Consider the following 14,288-nt stretch of genomic DNA (forward strand, 5'->3'; position numbering starts at 1 on the left):
GGGAAGATGGTGAATATCAAACGCTGGCTGGTTCACACTTTTATGCCACCCTGGCGCTGGCGTATGGCTTTTTCGGCAAACCTGCTCACGGAGATTGAAAACGCCATAAAACAGTCTGAACGCAAGCATCGTGGAGAGCTTCGTTTTGCCGTTGAAAATGCACTGGCGTCCAGCCGGGTCTGGCACGGCATGTCAGCTCAACAGCGTGCGCTGGAAGTCTTTTCCAATCTGCAGATATGGGACACCGAAGAAAATAGCGGCGTGTTGATTTATCTGCTGTTGGCCGATCGGGAAGTCCATATCATTGCTGACCGCGGCATTGCCCGAAAGGTGGCGCAGACTGAGTGGAATCAGATAGCACAGATTATGCAGGACGCATTTCGGGCACAGAATTTCCGGCTTGGGTCGCTGGAAGGCATAGCCCGCATCACGGACTTGCTGGCTGCTCATTTTCCGCCGCAAGCCGATAACCCTAATGAACTTTCCGACCAGCCCGTTATTGTAAAACAATGAGAAAGGCGGATAACCGTAATGGATTGGTGGAACTGTCGAAATAATAAATGCTACGAGAGGCTTTGCACGTCAAGCTCTATAGGCATTTTATTTTCGCCTGCACATCACTCCTTTAGCTCTTTTTCAGCTCATCCAGAGTACCCGTTATGTTAAAAATCATATTGCTGTTTTTGAGCATATTATTATCGCTCAACAGTTTACAGCGGAAGTTGATTTTAAAAGGCGTTCCGGCTTTATCAAACAGCATTTTCCAGAGAAATTTCCCCATTTTTGTCGTTTTTAGATCCAGATGCATCGAAACGGATGATGAGCCTTTGGCAGGAATAGCTATAATCTTTTCCAGCCTGCCTTCCATAATAATATCATTATCCACCGTGAAGGAATACCTTCCGTCTTTCATTTTCAAAGGGAAAAGGTTGGGATTGCTGACTTGAGCTACAAGGTCGATTTTTGATTCGTCAAAGCCGAGCGCATTGACATCGACATCTTCCGTTTCCATTTTAGGGAGCCTGAAAACCGGCAGCCTTTTGCTAAATGCCATAGTAAATTCTTTTTCCCCTACTACCGGGAAATCTACCTTGATGGCGGCTTTAAAAGTATGATCGGCCGTTTTTGTCTTATGTTTTTCAAAATGCTTCAATAACCTGGCCATCGGTTCTTTCAGTATCTCGATGGGAACTTCTATGACCGTAGTATCTGAAGAATGTATAAGAATAGGCTTGGTGTAGGAACTTTCAGCGACTTTTATGGAATCAATAAAAATGCTATAGTCCAAACGCTTGGTTTTGATGTTTATCGGCAGAGAATTGCTCAGAATAATTTTACTGGTCATTTTTATTCTTTCTGATTCGATATTTACATTATTTATCGCCGCTACTTTTAAGGCAGGCAATAAATGTATTCCCTCGCCCTCGGCGTTTCTTAAGTTCCATCCCACATAGCCCAACAGTAAAAGCCCTGTAACTACCAGTAATCCCAGCCAATATTTTTTTTTCATAAAGGTTTTTCAAAGAGTTCGGGGGCATCAATAAAAGCCTGGTTTAAGCAAATACAGCCGCATACGTCCAAACTGTTACCGCAAGCTACGGCAAAAAGTTCCACGTTTTTTTGCTATTTAGGGGTATAGGCGCCATAACTTTTCAATGATTGCCAAGGAATTTTCCCCAACAATTATGCTCGAATTTGAAAGCAAGACCTGGCGTGCAAAATGCCGGAAAACTGTTAAATTACATTGCCCTGATTGAATGATGTAAGGATTTTATATGAGCCATACCGCCAAAAGCCCAAAACCAGCCGGCCCAATTTTAGGCCCAATATCAGACATGGCGCCGTCGAGCTGCCGCACCGTCGGCGTAACTACTGAAATACATTTCACTCTAGGGGAGTGTTCATTGGGCGCTATTCTTGTCGCAATGAATACACGCGGCGTATGCGCCATTACTCTGGGTGATGACCCGGAAATTCTGGTGCGAGCGCTGCAGGCCAGATTTCCGCATGCCGAATTGATGGGCGGCGACAGTGAATGCGAACAACTCATGGACAAAGTGGCAGCCTTTATTGAAGCGCCAATCCTAGGGCTTGACTTGCCGCTCGATGTGCAAGGAACGGCTTTTCAACAACGGGTGTGGCAGGCCCTGCGCGAAATTCCGGCCGGCACTAAAGCCAGCTATACCGACATTGCCCGGCGCATCGGTGCGCCGAAGTCTGTCCGGGCAGTAGCCGGAGCCTGCGCAGCCAATATGTTGGCGATAGCCATTCCATGCCATCGCATAATAAGGAATGACGGCGGCTTATCAGGCTATCGCTGGGGCGTTGAGCGCAAGCGCGCCCTTCTCGAACGTGAAGCTAAGCTATGACCGTAAGGGCGAAAATCAAAACTGACATTGTTTCCGTACCCCCTATCCCGGAACGGGTTAATGCCCTTGAGTGGCAACGTGTTTCACAAGACCTTGACTCGCAAGGCAACGCGCTGCTTGAAAATCTTATTTCTTCGGCCGAATGCCGGACATTGGCAGAGCTATACACGAAAGAGGCTATTTTTCGTCGCCGTATAATTATGGAGCAGCATGGCTACGGTCAGGGCGAGTACAAGTATTTCAGCTATCCGCTTCCCGATATGATCGACGGCCTTCGGATGGCCATCTACCCGCATCTTGCGCCGCTTGCCAACCGCTGGAATGAAGCTATGGGCATTGATGTTCGCTATCCGGCACAGCATGCGGATTTTATCGCACGCTGCCATGAAGCCGGACAGATCAGGCCGACGCCGCTGCTGCTTCAATACCAGACCGGCGATTATAATTGTCTGCATCAAGACCTCTACGGCGAGCATGTGTTCCCGCTACAGGTGGCAATTTTACTGTCCGAGCCTGGAACAGATTTCACCGGCGGTGAATTCGTGCTAACCGAACAGCGTCCGCGCAGGCAGGCGCGGCCGGAAGTCGTACCGCTTCGCCAGGGCGATGCCGTTATTTTCGCTGTTCATCGTCGCCCAATGCAGAGTATTCGCGGTATTTATAAAGTCAATCTTCGCCACGGCGTCAGCCGCGTTCGCTCGGGGCATCGCTATACGCTCGGCATTATTTTCCATGACGCGCTATAAGAGCGATTCAATGACCATGAGTCTATTCGATCTTCCCGGCGTAGCCGAATCATGGCAGGAGCCGCTGGCGCCAGGTGCGGTGATTCTGCGCGGCTTTGCTAATCAGGATGAAGCGGAGCTCTGGGCCGAATTGGAGGCCGTGACCGCTAGTGCTCCGTTTCGCCACATGATCACGCTGGGCGGCTTTCGGATGTCGGTGGCCATGAGCAATTGCGGCGGCCTGGGCTGGGTCTCGGACAGCACAGGCTATCGTTACGACGCCATCGATCCTTTGACGGGGCGTCCATGGCCGCAGATGCCGGAGTCATTTTCAAGGCTTGCGGAAAAGGCGGCAGCGCAGGCAGGCTTTACCGGCTTCGTGCCGGATGCCTGCCTTATCAATCGCTATGAGCCGGGAGCCAGGCTTTCGCTGCATCAGGATAAAAACGAGCGGGATTTTGACCAGCCGATTGTTTCAGTTTCACTGGGCATTCCTGCCGTGTTTTTATTCGGCGGCTTGAGCCGGGCCGATAAACCCGGCCGCGTGCCGATTATGCATGGCGATGTGGTCGTCTGGGGCGGCCCGACCAGATTTCGCTATCACGGCATCATGCCTCTTAAAGACGACTGTCATCCTCTGCTTGGCAGACAAAGGATTAATCTTACTTTTCGTAAAGCCGGCTAAGCTGCGAAAAGCTTTATGTTTTTAGCAGCTTGCGTAATACTTCCACAGCGGCAGGCGCTGAAGAGGCAGGATTTTGCCCGGTAATCAGATTCCCGTCCGTGATGACATAAGGCTGCCAATTATCCGCCTTGCTATAATTGCCGCCCTTCCTGATCAACTCGTCCTCGACCAGAAACGGCACTATATCAGCCAACTGGACTGCTGCCTCTTCCGAATTGCTAAAGCCGGTTACCGGTTTGCCTTTAACCAGGGGAGAGCCGTCGGGTGCCCTGGCATGGCGCAATACGCCGGGCGCATGGCAAACAGCCGCTACCGGCTTGCCGGCCGCGTACATGGCTTCTATCAGCTTGATGGAATGGATATCTTCGGCCAGATCCCATAGCGGTCCATGTCCTCCGGGATAAAACACCGCGTCATAGTCTTCTGCTACTACTGTAGAAAGTTCGATTGTGTCGGCGAGCGCAGCCTGAGCTTCCCTGTCCTCTTTGAAGCGGCGCGCAGCTTCGGTTTGTGAATCAGGCTCATCGCTTTTCGGATCAATAGGCGGCTGCCCGCCTTTTGGCGAAGCCAGGGTAATCCCGGCACCTTTATCCTTAAATACATAATACGGCGCGGCAAATTCTTCAAGCCAGAAACCAGTTTTTTTACCGGTATCGCCGAGCTGATCATGCGATGTCAGTACCATTAATATTTTCATGAAAACCTCCCGAAAGCGTTGCTTATGTTGCTTAGAGCAGTAAAGAGGCCCAATAGACCGTGTCAAGAGCAAAAAAATCCTGAAAGCCGATTCAGCGCTGAAATTGCGGCAACAGTAGCCAAACAATTTCAATGATTGGCTGAACAAAGAGTTTCCTTGCCGACTTGGCGGGATTAAGTGATAATTCTGCCTTGCTGCCTGACTTCCATACCGATTAAAAATTATTCTTGTGCATCCTCGCAAGGAGGGGAAATGACGAAAATTCTTGTTCTATATTACAGCATGTATGGTCATACCGAAATCATGGCCAAGGCCGTTGCCGAGGGAGCAGGCAGTGTGGAAGGAATCGATGTCGCAATCAAACGGGTGCCGGATATCATGCCCAAAGACATCGCTCAAAAAGCCGGCGCAAAACTGGATCAGGAAGCAGCTCTCGCCACGGTGAATGAACTACCGGGCTATGATGCCATTATCTTCGGCACGCCTACACGGTTTGGAAACATGTGCGCTCAAATGCGCAATTTTCTGGATCAAACCGGCCAGCTGTGGCTCAGCGGCGGACTGATCGGCAAAGTGGCCAGCGTCTTCACATCCACCGCCACGCAGCATGGCGGCCAGGAAACCACTATTACGTCATTTCATACCACCTTGCTGCATCACGGGATGATTATTGTCGGAGTACCCTACTCCTGTGCGGAAATCATGAATATGAGTGAAATTACCGGCGGCTCGCCTTATGGCGCCAGTACACTGGCAGGAGGAGACGGCAGCCGCCAGCCTTCTGAGAACGAACTTAAAATTGCGCGTTTTCAAGGCCGGCATGTCGCCCATATAGCCAGGAAACAGGCCGCCTCGTGCAATAGCGAGAGCAAATGATTGCTTTAAGTTTGGCCTTTTACTACCTACTCTTTCCCTTTTTTCGGCTGAACCACTTTTTCCGGGTTTTCTGATAAACCTATTATCTTTATTGAGCCTGGCAAGATGGCATTGCAATTCTCGATATTAACGTTAGCTGCTGGTTCGTCTGCGGTTTCTGCTGTTGTTTATTTCAAAATATTTGCAAAGCTTCCGTGAGTAAAGACAGGGGTAATTTTTTGGCTATTGTTGCGATAGTGGATAGTTTCCTTACCGTTGCAATCATTCCATACATGCCATAGTTTTCGCGGTGAATGGAAAAATAGCGTATGAAAAAGCCCGATTTTGTGTAGCAGGAGGCTTTTTTATTCCCGGCAATAAAATCACTGTAGTTCTTAATTTACGCTAAAGTAATAAGGCAATGTCGATACCTCTGTCAATTACAAGCAGCTATGAATATCTACAATCAGGAGTCAAATTATGCTCATAGGACTACCCAAAGAAATCAAGGATAACGAGAACCGCGCCGGCATGACGCCAGGCGCAGTCCAGGCCCTGATAAAGCGCGGGCATCAGGTTTTGGTGCAAAGCGGGGCGGGTGAAGGCAGTTCGCTTTCCGATGAAGAATACCGGTCTGCCGGCGCAAAAATTGTCCCTTATGAGGAAGATGCGTGGGCGGCGCAGATGGTAGTTAAGGTCAAAGAGCCGGTGGCCTCGGAATACCAATTCCTGCGGCAAGAGCTGATTCTGTTTACTTATTTGCATCTGGCATCGAACAAGCCGCTTACCGATGCTCTGCTGGCAAGTGGAACCACAGGGATTGCTTATGAAACCGTACAAACTCGAACCGGTCAATTACCTTTATTAACACCCATGAGTGAGGTCGCCGGGCGGATGGCGACTCAGGTTGGCGCAACCTACCTGCAAAAAACGCATGGCGGCCGCGGTGTGTTAATAGGCGGCGTGCCGGGCGTCGCTCCGGCAAATGTAGCCATTCTGGGCGGCGGCATTGTCGGCACCAATGCCGCGCGCGTGGCCGTTGGTCTGGGCGCCCACGTCACGGTGCTGGATGTTAGCCACGCCCGCCTGAAATACCTCGATGACATTTACCGAGGACAATTACAGACGCGTATCAGTGATGAATATAATATCGAAGATGTGATCTATGAAGCCGATCTCGTGATTGGAGCAGTCTTAATTCCAGGCGGGCGCGCGCCCTGGCTGATTACGCGGAACATGTTGCCGAATATGTACAAAGGCTCGGTAATTGTGGATGTGGCCGTCGATCAGGGAGGCTGCGTAGAGACTACGCGAGCGACTACTCACAGTAATCCGACCTATGAAATAGACGGCGTAGTGCATTATTGCGTCGCCAATATGCCGGGCGCTGTGCCGCGCACCAGCACCTTTGCGCTGAATAATCAAACGGCTGTTTATACGCTGCGTCTGGCCAATGAAGGCTTAGACGCCGTGCGTAAGGATCCGGCGCTGCAATACGGGCTCAATACCTATCATGGTTTGGTGACTTATCCTGCGGTAGCTGAGGCGTTTGGTCTAGAATATACTGATCCCATGCAGGCATTGAGGAGCTAGCCGATTGGGTCATATCCTAGGATCATTAACGTAATACAGGCACAATTCTCCGACCTTCCGGCAAAGGGATTATCCGTGCAGGCTATACCCACGGCTCGCGCAGCCGATCCTATTTGTTTGGCTAATGCCGAATAAGTTATTGTTTCGCCAAAGGGAATTTTACAAAGTTCGGGCCAAACGGGATTTCTGTAACTACCCCCTGCTCTAACAAATTAATAGTGATGGTTTTATCTTTATGCAGCCAGTACTGATTTAACTGCTGTAACAGGTGATGTTCTTGCGCGCCAATAACCTCACTATGCTGCACAAAGTCCTGATCTATTTCCCAGGCTGCTGTAGTTATTACTCCTGCCGGGTACCTGAAACAAGTTTACCTGCCAGAGTTGGAATTTTTAAAACTTCCTCAGCGCCTGTGCAGTTTTGTATCCAGCGAATTATAAATGACATTTATAACATTCCGGGCTACTTTATTTAATTGGCAAACAGGCGATTAAGCTATAGCGAACCCCGTTGTCCAGGTAAATAATACCCTAATTTAACCTGAGTTCGGGATAAAAAAGAGCAGCTTTTTGCTATAAATGGAACAGAAGTTTTCGACGCTGATTTTCCCGATAAAAATCTTCTACCGATGAAATTAAGGTACTTATATGGCGATGTGGAGGGTTTTTGCGAAACCTTTGCCGGAATAGCAAAACATCAACCAGGCTAAGGCAAGAAGAAACGCAACCGCACTTGGATAAGTTATGAAGAGATTGCCTTGGCTATATCAGCCGTTCACTTTTCGAATCTTAAGCGGTTTTAGCAGAAGCCTTTACAGCGCCCGTAAAATCCAGGTTTCCCCAGCGGTTGAGCTATGATCAATTTATCGAGCAACTGTTCAAACTGTTAGTGCCGCTTTGCTACCAAGCCGGATTGGCGATGAACAGCTCGAAATATTTGTTACAATGATAGTGAAAAAATAGTTATAGTAAAAAACTCTTGAGATTATGAAAGCGCTTGCTGATTATCTATTTCGTCGCCTTAGCCTTCCTCAACCTGAACCCGTGGCTGCGCCCGGATTCTTGGCCAGCATTTGGATTTGTTGCCTGGGGTCTGGTAGCTCACGCTATCGCTCATGGAGCATTATCTATTTTGCTTCTGTCGGCTTTTACGAAACAAAGAAAGCAACTATTAGTAACGCTTATTGGCGTGCTGGTTTGCAGCCTGACCGGGCTTATCTTCGAATATAGCCAGAACTGGTTTATTTCAACCCGGCATTTCTCATTTCATGACGCTGTTGCGAATGTTTTTGGGTCAATGCTGGGGATAGCCACGTTTTAGGGCATCAAATTTTGCCTGTCCGTTAGCGCTGAGCGCGCAAAATTAGTACAATCTGTGGAATAATGGCAATAAAAAATAGCATAAAAATATAAAGCAGGGGCTTGCTTACAGTGCAAAAGCTAAACACGAGTTGAACTAAAGACGGCAGGTTAATTTTTTGTTACGGCACCAAAAATTTATTGCAACTCACTCCGGGAATAACCCGACTATAAGGCTAAATATATGATACTTGTTACCGGCGGCGCAGGCTTTATTGGCGCGAATTTCGTTCTGGACTGGCTGGCTAATAGTGATGAGCCCGTCCTTAATCTGGACCTTCTATCCTATGCCGGTAATCTGGAAAACCTGGCTTCGCTGCAAGGCGACAAGCGCCATATTTTTTTGCAGGGTGATATCGGGGATTTCGATCTGGTTAGCCGTCTGCTGGCCAAGCATCAGCCAAGAGCTGTAATCAATTTCGCAGCTGAATCCCATGTAGACCGCTCGATTTATGGTCCCGAAGAGTTTATTCAGACGAATATCGTAGGCACGTTCCGAATGTTAGAGTCAGTGCGGGCTTATTGGAATAATTTGGAAAGCAACGCCAAACCGGAGTTTCGGTTGCTCCATGTTTCAACTGACGAAGTATACGGCTCGCTGGGCAAAGGCGATACGGCTTTTAGCGAAACTCACCGGTATGAACCCAATAGCCCCTATTCCGCCTCCAAGGCCGCCTCGGATCACCTGGTCAGAGCCTATCATCATACTTACGGCTTGCCCGTATTGACGACGAACTGTTCAAATAACTATGGGCCTTTCCATTTTCCGGAAAAACTGATTCCTCTCATTATCGTGAATGCGCTGGCAGATAAACCTCTGCCTGTCTATGGGGACGGCCTGCAAATTCGCGATTGGCTGTATGTAAAGGATCATTGCAGCGCCATCCGATGCGTACTGGCGAAGGGTCGCCCGGGTGAAACCTATAACATCGGCGGATGGAACGAGAAGGCGAATATTGAAATCGTACATATTGTTTGCTCGCTGCTGGATGAACTCCGGCCACGAGCCGATGGCAAACCCTACAAAGACCAGATCAGCTATGTTACTGACCGTCCCGGCCATGACCGGCGCTATGCCATTGATGCTGGAAAGATAGAGCAGGAGCTGGGCTGGAAGCCGGCAGAGACGTTTGAAACCGGTATTCGCAAAACGGTAACGTGGTATCTGGATAATCAGCCCTGGGTAGCGAATGTTTTAAGCGGGGCGTACCGGGACTGGGTGGCGCGTAATTACGAATCCCGAGTATGAAAATTTTAATTTTGGGCGGCAACGGTCAGGTGGGTTGGGAGCTTCAGCGCAGCTTGGCGGCACTGGGTGAAGTAGCGGCTGTTGATCGGCGCCAAGCTGATCTGGCCGATGCTGAATCGCTGCGTCATGCCCTTCGCAATTTTACACCCGAGGTAATTGTAAACGCCGCAGCTTATACTGCCGTGGATAAAGCGGAATCAGAGCCTGATCTCGCTTATCGTATCAATGCCATTGCGCCTTCTGTCATGGCTGATGAAGCTAAATCTACAGGGGCATGGCTGGTGCATTACTCCACTGATTATGTATTTGATGGACGCCAGGAAATTTCCTACACAGAAGCCGATGCAACGGGACCGTTAAGTGTATATGGCCGCACCAAACTGGAAGGCGAGCGTCTTATTCAGGCAAGTGGTTGCAAGGCGCTTATTTTTCGCACCAGCTGGGTGTATGCCGCACGCGGCAATAATTTTGCCAAAACCATGCTGCGTCTTGCTAAAGAGCGTGGGCAGTTGCAGATTGTCTCCGATCAATGGGGCGCGCCAACCAGCGCCGAGCTCATTGCCGATATTACCGCACAGGCTTTACATCAAGCCATGCAAAAACCCGAACTGGCCGGGCTTTATCATTTGACTGCCGACGGTGCGACCACTTGGCATGGTTATGCCTGTCATGTGCTTGCCCAAGCCCAGGCGCTGGGGCAACTGCTTAAAGTCAGACCTTCTGAAGTGAGGGCAATTGCAACGGCAGATTACCCGTTGCCAGCGGCTCGACCGAAGAGTTCTCGGCTGGATACGACGAAATTGCAGAATGCCTTTGATCTTTATTTGCCGGCTTGGCAGGTTCATATAAATCGAATGCTGAAAGAAACTCTGGGAGACTATTAACAATGACAAAACGAAAGGGCATTATCCTTGCCGGCGGCTCCGGCACCCGGCTTTACCCGGCCACGCAGGCGATGTCCAAGCAAATGCTGCCGATTTTTGACAAACCGATGATCTATTATCCCCTTTCTACCCTGCTGTTGGCGGGCATCCGTGAGGTTCTGGTCATTTCCACTCCCGAAGACACGCCCCGCTTCGAGCAATTGCTGGGAGAAGGCAGCCAATGGGGCATCAACCTCTCTTTCGCCGTACAACCTTCACCTGATGGTCTGGCACAGGCCTTTCTGATTGGCGAAGCCTTCATCGGCGATACTCCCTCGGCGCTGGTTTTAGGAGACAATATTTTTTACGGTCATGATCTCGCCAGCTTGCTTAAAAATGCCGATAACCGGAGTACAGGCGCCACCGTATTTGCCTATGCCGTCCATGATCCTGAACGATACGGCGTCGTGGAGTTTAATAATATGGGAAGAGCCATCAGTCTTGAAGAAAAACCTGAACAACCAAAATCCCGGTATGCGGTGACGGGGCTTTATTTTTATGACGAGCAAGTAGTCGAACTGGCCAAATCCATTTGTCCTTCCGCACGCGGCGAACTCGAAATCACCGACTTAAACCGACGCTACCTGGAGCAGGGGAGTCTGGATGTAGAAACTATGGGACGAGGCTATGCCTGGCTTGATACCGGCACGCACGAGTCGATGCTGGAAGCGAGTCAATTCATCCAGACTATCGAGCGGCGTCAGGGATTGAAGGTGGCAGCACCGGAAGAAATCAGCTGGCGTCATGGCTGGATCAATGATGCACAGCTTGAAACACTGGCCAAACCATTAGTAAAGTCGGGCTACGGTCAATACCTGCTCAGCTTGCTTCATGAAAAGGTGTATTAAGCAGAAACTATCCCGGTGAATCGGCTCGGCTTTCAAGAGAGGAAAAAACTTTCCGACACGGCATTGACCTTCCTATCTCAAGTAGCACAAGCCGTACCTTTGAGATGCGCCAGAATAAGCGGATAAAGTTCGCGGCCGCTGTAGCGTTTCAAGCAAGGCTGAATTTCTTTGGTTGATTTGCCTTCGAAGGTCCGGCGGGCGGCATCGGTTGTACGGATGTAGTGGCGCGTTTTATCGCTGGTTCGCTGAATTCAGGAGTCTAAATTTTCGTTTTCCTTGGCTCATGATCTCACTCCTTCTTTTAAATAGGGTTAAGGGTGAGGCCGGTTTAGTGTAGGCACATCACTTTCGACAGGCTCAAGGCGAACGGTTTCAAAAGGCCGAATCAAAAGCCGAAAAACAGGCCTGCAAAACTATTTACCAATACATTACAAGCGCAACTTTGAAAGTTGTAGCATTAAGCTATTGTTATAGCCGACAAAATTCATCTGTTTAAGTATAATAAATTTTTTCTGCCTGAATTTAATTTCCGGCTTGCCACCTGGAATACTGTATGCCTCAACTAGTCGTTTGCGCCCTATACAAATTTGTTACCCTGGAAAACTATCAATCCCTCCGGCAACCGCTGCATGCTTTCATGGAAAGCAATCAGCTTCGCGGAACCTTGCTGCTGGCTAAAGAAGGTATAAACGGTACCGTAGCCGGATCCCGTCAAGCCGTAAATAATCTGCTGGACTGGTTGCGCAGCGACCCGCGCCTTGCCGATATTGATCATAAAGAATCCCTGACTGACAGCCAGCCTTTTAAGCGCGCCAAAGTTAAACTGAAAAAAGAAATTGTCACTCTGGGCGTTGAAGGGATAGACCCTAAACGAGTGGTAGGCACGTACGTCAATCCGCGCGATTGGAACGAACTGATTTCTGATCCCGATGTCATTCTGGTGGATACCCGCAATGACTATGAAGTTAAAGTCGGCACATTTAAAAACGCCATTAATCCTGGCACCGAAAGCTTCAGGGAATTCCCCCGTTATGCAAAGAATAACCTCGACCCCAAAAGACACCAAAAGATTGCCATGTTCTGCACGGGCGGGATTCGTTGCGAAAAATCAACCGCCTACTTAAAAGAACAAGGATTTGAAGAAGTCTATCATCTCAAAGGCGGCATATTAAAATATCTGGAAGAAGTGCCTGAACAGGAAACGCTATGGGAAGGTGAATGCTTTGTTTTTGATGACCGGGTAACGGTTAATCTGCAACTTGAAAAAGGCCATTATGATCAATGCCATGCCTGCCGCATGCCAATCACAGCAGCAGACAAGGCCAGTGATAGATATCAACAAGGATGTGCATGTCCGCATTGTTACGACAAGATTACGCTCGAGCAGAAGGCGCGCTTTATGCAGCGGCAAAAACAAATGGAGTTGGCCGGAAGGCAAGGCATTGCCCATATGGGTTCTGATGCAGCCAAAGCGCTGGCTGCCAGTCGTGAAGCCAAGTTTAAACGCCAGCAAGAAGCCCTGGAAGAACAGAAGCTGAAAACATCCTGAATTTCAAACGGCCAGCCAGGCAAAAAATCAGCAGTTTTAGTGAGGAGTAAATAATGAAAGCAAGAATAGGACAAAAAGCTCCTCCATTGTCAGTAGCTGCCTGGGTTCAGGGTGAACCGGTCACTTTAGATGAGTTATCAGGCCAGGTCATTTTGGTGGAAGTATTCCAGGTGAACTGTCCGGGTTGTTTTCTGTACTCTTTACCGCAAGCTGTAAATCTGTACCGGAAATATTCAAATCATGGTTTAGTGGTAGTGGGAATAGCCACTGCATTTGAAGATTTTGATAAAAACAATCTGGAAAATTTAACCAGGCTGGCTGAAAAAGGTGAAGTTACAGGCGAAACCTTACGGGCATTAAGTCAGCACGGCAAATTAACAATAGCGGGGCGCTTGCCCTATCCTATCCCTTTCCCTTTGGCTATGGATCGTTTGAGCAAACGCCAAGGCGGCATAACTGATAACGAAGTTGCGGCCTTTATCAGGGAGCGTATTCCAGATTTTGAGCAAAAACCTCCACTTTATCAACAACAAATCCGTCTGCAAGTGCAGCATTATTTTGAAGCGCTAAGCTATCACGCAGAAACCTTTGAGACTTTCGAGTTAAAAGGCACCCCCTCACATATCCTCATCGATAAACAGGGACGACTACGCGCTTGCGCATTTGGTGCTTACCCTGAACTGGAAGAGAATATAAAAGAGTTATTGGAGGAATAAGTAACGCGGACGGAAGTTATAAAGCGCTTATTTTGCCAGTAAAGACAGATAACTCGTCTGAAGATTTCCTTATGATAGATTCCAATAAATTTAAGCAACAAGGAAACATGTCTTTGAGATGAACCTCCTGATCGGGACGAGGCCTGCCGCGTCCCAAGTAAAGCAACGACGCTTGGCTGGTTGCAGTCGGTTCATACCGAAGTCCGGAATCGGCAAGCCGATTTGATTTAAAGTTCATGGTAGTTTTATCAGCTATGGAAAGAATTATGCAGCTGATCGAGTAAAAAATGGCTTAGCCCGGAAGAACTAAGCCATTCATTAATGAAAATTACTTTTCATTTTTCTTGGATTTGCCGCCCTGTGAATGCTCGCCGCCTTTGCGGCCTGCTTCACTTAGACTTTCGTGGCCTCGAGTCTTCGCAGCTTGCTCGTGATCAGCAGCTTTTCCGCCTTTGCGGCCTGCTTCGCTCAAGCTTTCATGGCCGCGCTTTTGTGCAGCTTTTTTTCCGCCTTCAGTTGTACCTGTCATAATATTTCCCCTTTATTTTAAAATAAACGGTTAAGTTATGATTACAGCAAAGTTTATGAATCAATAGCGTAACAAGCAAAAAAGTCCGATTAAATTAAAAGTGGTACAAGTACCTGCAGCTTATTAAATTTAACAGCTCCTGAAAAATTAAATTATCGAACTTTTGTTAAATAAATAATGCTCGTTAACTAA

At 48.6% G+C, this 14,288-nt stretch carries 17 protein-coding genes; 12 read left to right on the forward strand and 5 right to left on the reverse strand.

Annotated elements, in window-relative coordinates; translation table 11 throughout:
- The coding region (locus HUX64_RS00005; protein ID WP_246246841.1) for a TPM domain-containing protein at positions 1–513 on the forward strand (513 nt) is incomplete at its 5' end.
- A gap of 112 nt (positions 514–625) precedes the next feature.
- Here the strand turns inward: HUX64_RS00005 and HUX64_RS00010 are convergent.
- On the reverse strand, positions 626–1,510 hold the full coding sequence (locus tag HUX64_RS00010; protein WP_174624199.1) for an LEA/WHy family protein: 885 nt from the start codon (positions 1,508–1,510) through the stop codon (positions 626–628).
- A gap of 325 nt (positions 1,511–1,835) precedes the next feature.
- Here HUX64_RS00010 and HUX64_RS00015 point away from each other — a divergent pair, with 325 nt between their 5' ends.
- The 3 genes from HUX64_RS00015 to alkB are packed head-to-tail and all read left to right on the forward strand — an operon-like array spanning position 1,836 to position 3,779.
- Positions 1,836–2,369 (forward strand): methylated-DNA--[protein]-cysteine S-methyltransferase, encoded by a 534-nt coding sequence (locus HUX64_RS00015; RefSeq protein ID WP_246246842.1) that lies wholly within the window; start codon positions 1,836–1,838, stop codon positions 2,367–2,369.
- Positions 2,366–3,115: a 2OG-Fe(II) oxygenase gene (locus HUX64_RS00020; RefSeq protein WP_174624201.1), complete on the forward strand. Its 750-nt coding sequence runs from the start codon at positions 2,366–2,368 to the stop codon at positions 3,113–3,115. Before HUX64_RS00015 ends, HUX64_RS00020 begins: the two co-directional genes overlap by 4 nt.
- A 10-nt stretch (positions 3,116–3,125) precedes the next feature.
- The gene (gene alkB, locus HUX64_RS00025) at positions 3,126–3,779 is read left to right on the forward strand and encodes a DNA oxidative demethylase AlkB (RefSeq protein WP_174624202.1); all 654 of its coding nucleotides are present in this window, start codon (positions 3,126–3,128) and stop codon (positions 3,777–3,779) included.
- A gap of 13 nt (positions 3,780–3,792) precedes the next feature.
- Here the strand turns inward: alkB and HUX64_RS00030 are convergent, their stop codons facing one another.
- The gene (locus HUX64_RS00030) at positions 3,793–4,476 is read right to left on the reverse strand and encodes a type 1 glutamine amidotransferase domain-containing protein (RefSeq protein ID WP_174624203.1); all 684 of its coding nucleotides are present in this window, start codon (positions 4,474–4,476) and stop codon (positions 3,793–3,795) included.
- 252 nt (positions 4,477–4,728) lie between these two features.
- On the opposite strand from HUX64_RS00030, the gene wrbA reads away from it, so the two are divergent.
- Both wrbA and ald read left to right on the forward strand, forming a co-directional pair.
- Entirely contained in the window at positions 4,729–5,352 is a 624-nt protein-coding gene (wrbA, locus tag HUX64_RS00035) for an NAD(P)H:quinone oxidoreductase (protein WP_174624204.1), read from the forward strand.
- Between the two features lie 459 nt (positions 5,353–5,811).
- Entirely contained in the window at positions 5,812–6,924 is a 1,113-nt protein-coding gene (ald, locus tag HUX64_RS00040; protein WP_174624205.1) for an alanine dehydrogenase, read from the forward strand.
- On the opposite strand, the gene HUX64_RS20290 is transcribed toward ald, so the two are convergent.
- Positions 6,921–7,082 (reverse strand): MGMT family protein, encoded by a 162-nt coding sequence (locus tag HUX64_RS20290; protein ID WP_174624374.1) that lies wholly within the window; start codon positions 7,080–7,082, stop codon positions 6,921–6,923. The two genes, ald and HUX64_RS20290, sit on opposite strands and share 4 nt — an antisense overlap.
- Positions 7,061–7,231: a hypothetical protein gene (locus tag HUX64_RS00050; RefSeq protein ID WP_174624206.1), complete on the reverse strand. Its 171-nt coding sequence runs from the start codon at positions 7,229–7,231 to the stop codon at positions 7,061–7,063. The genes HUX64_RS20290 and HUX64_RS00050 overlap by 22 nt, the downstream gene beginning before the upstream one ends.
- A gap of 689 nt (positions 7,232–7,920) precedes the next feature.
- Between HUX64_RS00050 and HUX64_RS00055 the strand changes: the two genes are divergently transcribed.
- The 6 genes from HUX64_RS00055 (at position 7,921) to HUX64_RS00080 (ending at position 13,567) form a co-directional block, all read left to right on the forward strand.
- Entirely contained in the window at positions 7,921–8,244 is a 324-nt protein-coding gene (locus HUX64_RS00055) for a VanZ family protein (RefSeq protein WP_174624207.1), read from the forward strand.
- A 222-nt stretch (positions 8,245–8,466) separates the two neighbouring features.
- Positions 8,467–9,531 (forward strand): dTDP-glucose 4,6-dehydratase, encoded by a 1,065-nt coding sequence (gene rfbB, locus HUX64_RS00060; protein ID WP_174624208.1) that lies wholly within the window; start codon positions 8,467–8,469, stop codon positions 9,529–9,531.
- Positions 9,528–10,415, forward strand: coding sequence for a dTDP-4-dehydrorhamnose reductase (rfbD, locus tag HUX64_RS00065; RefSeq protein WP_174624209.1), 888 nt, complete (start codon positions 9,528–9,530; stop codon positions 10,413–10,415). The genes rfbB and rfbD overlap by 4 nt, the downstream gene beginning before the upstream one ends.
- A gap of 2 nt (positions 10,416–10,417) precedes the next feature.
- Entirely contained in the window at positions 10,418–11,302 is an 885-nt protein-coding gene (gene rfbA / locus HUX64_RS00070; RefSeq protein WP_174624210.1) for a glucose-1-phosphate thymidylyltransferase RfbA, read from the forward strand.
- A 553-nt stretch (positions 11,303–11,855) separates the two neighbouring features.
- Positions 11,856–12,851 carry an oxygen-dependent tRNA uridine(34) hydroxylase TrhO gene (trhO, locus tag HUX64_RS00075; RefSeq protein WP_174624211.1) on the forward strand — a complete coding sequence of 332 codons (996 nt, stop codon included), beginning with the start codon at positions 11,856–11,858 and terminating at the stop codon, positions 12,849–12,851.
- 53 nt (positions 12,852–12,904) lie between these two features.
- Complete coding sequence (locus HUX64_RS00080; protein WP_174624212.1) at positions 12,905–13,567, forward strand: peroxiredoxin family protein; 663 nt, start codon at positions 12,905–12,907, stop codon at positions 13,565–13,567.
- Positions 13,568–13,895: 328 nt separating this feature from the next.
- On the opposite strand, the gene HUX64_RS00085 is transcribed toward HUX64_RS00080, so the two are convergent.
- Positions 13,896–14,096 (reverse strand): hypothetical protein, encoded by a 201-nt coding sequence (locus HUX64_RS00085; protein WP_174624213.1) that lies wholly within the window; start codon positions 14,094–14,096, stop codon positions 13,896–13,898.
- Positions 14,097–14,288 lie beyond the last annotated feature (192 nt).

This window comes from Candidatus Methylobacter favarea (assembly GCF_902806695.1).
GTDB lineage: Bacteria > Pseudomonadota > Gammaproteobacteria > Methylococcales > Methylomonadaceae > Methylobacter_B > Methylobacter_B favarea.

Excerpts from the sequence above, each read along its gene's own strand:
- HUX64_RS00010 (WP_174624199.1), bottom strand. The coding sequence starts at position 1,510 with ATGAAAAAAAAATATTGGCTGGGATTACTGGTAGTTACAGGGCTTTTA.
- HUX64_RS00015 (WP_246246842.1), top strand. The coding sequence starts at position 1,836 with ATGGCGCCGTCGAGCTGCCGCACCGTCGGCGTAACTACTGAAATACAT.
- HUX64_RS00020 (WP_174624201.1), top strand. The coding sequence starts at position 2,366 with ATGACCGTAAGGGCGAAAATCAAAACTGACATTGTTTCCGTACCCCCT.
- alkB (WP_174624202.1), top strand. The coding sequence starts at position 3,126 with ATGACCATGAGTCTATTCGATCTTCCCGGCGTAGCCGAATCATGGCAG.
- HUX64_RS00030 (WP_174624203.1), bottom strand. The coding sequence starts at position 4,476 with ATGAAAATATTAATGGTACTGACATCGCATGATCAGCTCGGCGATACC.
- wrbA (WP_174624204.1), top strand. The coding sequence starts at position 4,729 with ATGACGAAAATTCTTGTTCTATATTACAGCATGTATGGTCATACCGAA.
- ald (WP_174624205.1), top strand. The coding sequence starts at position 5,812 with ATGCTCATAGGACTACCCAAAGAAATCAAGGATAACGAGAACCGCGCC.
- rfbB (WP_174624208.1), top strand. The coding sequence starts at position 8,467 with ATGATACTTGTTACCGGCGGCGCAGGCTTTATTGGCGCGAATTTCGTT.
- rfbD (WP_174624209.1), top strand. The coding sequence starts at position 9,528 with ATGAAAATTTTAATTTTGGGCGGCAACGGTCAGGTGGGTTGGGAGCTT.
- rfbA (WP_174624210.1), top strand. The coding sequence starts at position 10,418 with ATGACAAAACGAAAGGGCATTATCCTTGCCGGCGGCTCCGGCACCCGG.
- trhO (WP_174624211.1), top strand. The coding sequence starts at position 11,856 with ATGCCTCAACTAGTCGTTTGCGCCCTATACAAATTTGTTACCCTGGAA.
- HUX64_RS00080 (WP_174624212.1), top strand. The coding sequence starts at position 12,905 with ATGAAAGCAAGAATAGGACAAAAAGCTCCTCCATTGTCAGTAGCTGCC.
- HUX64_RS00085 (WP_174624213.1), bottom strand. The coding sequence starts at position 14,096 with ATGACAGGTACAACTGAAGGCGGAAAAAAAGCTGCACAAAAGCGCGGC.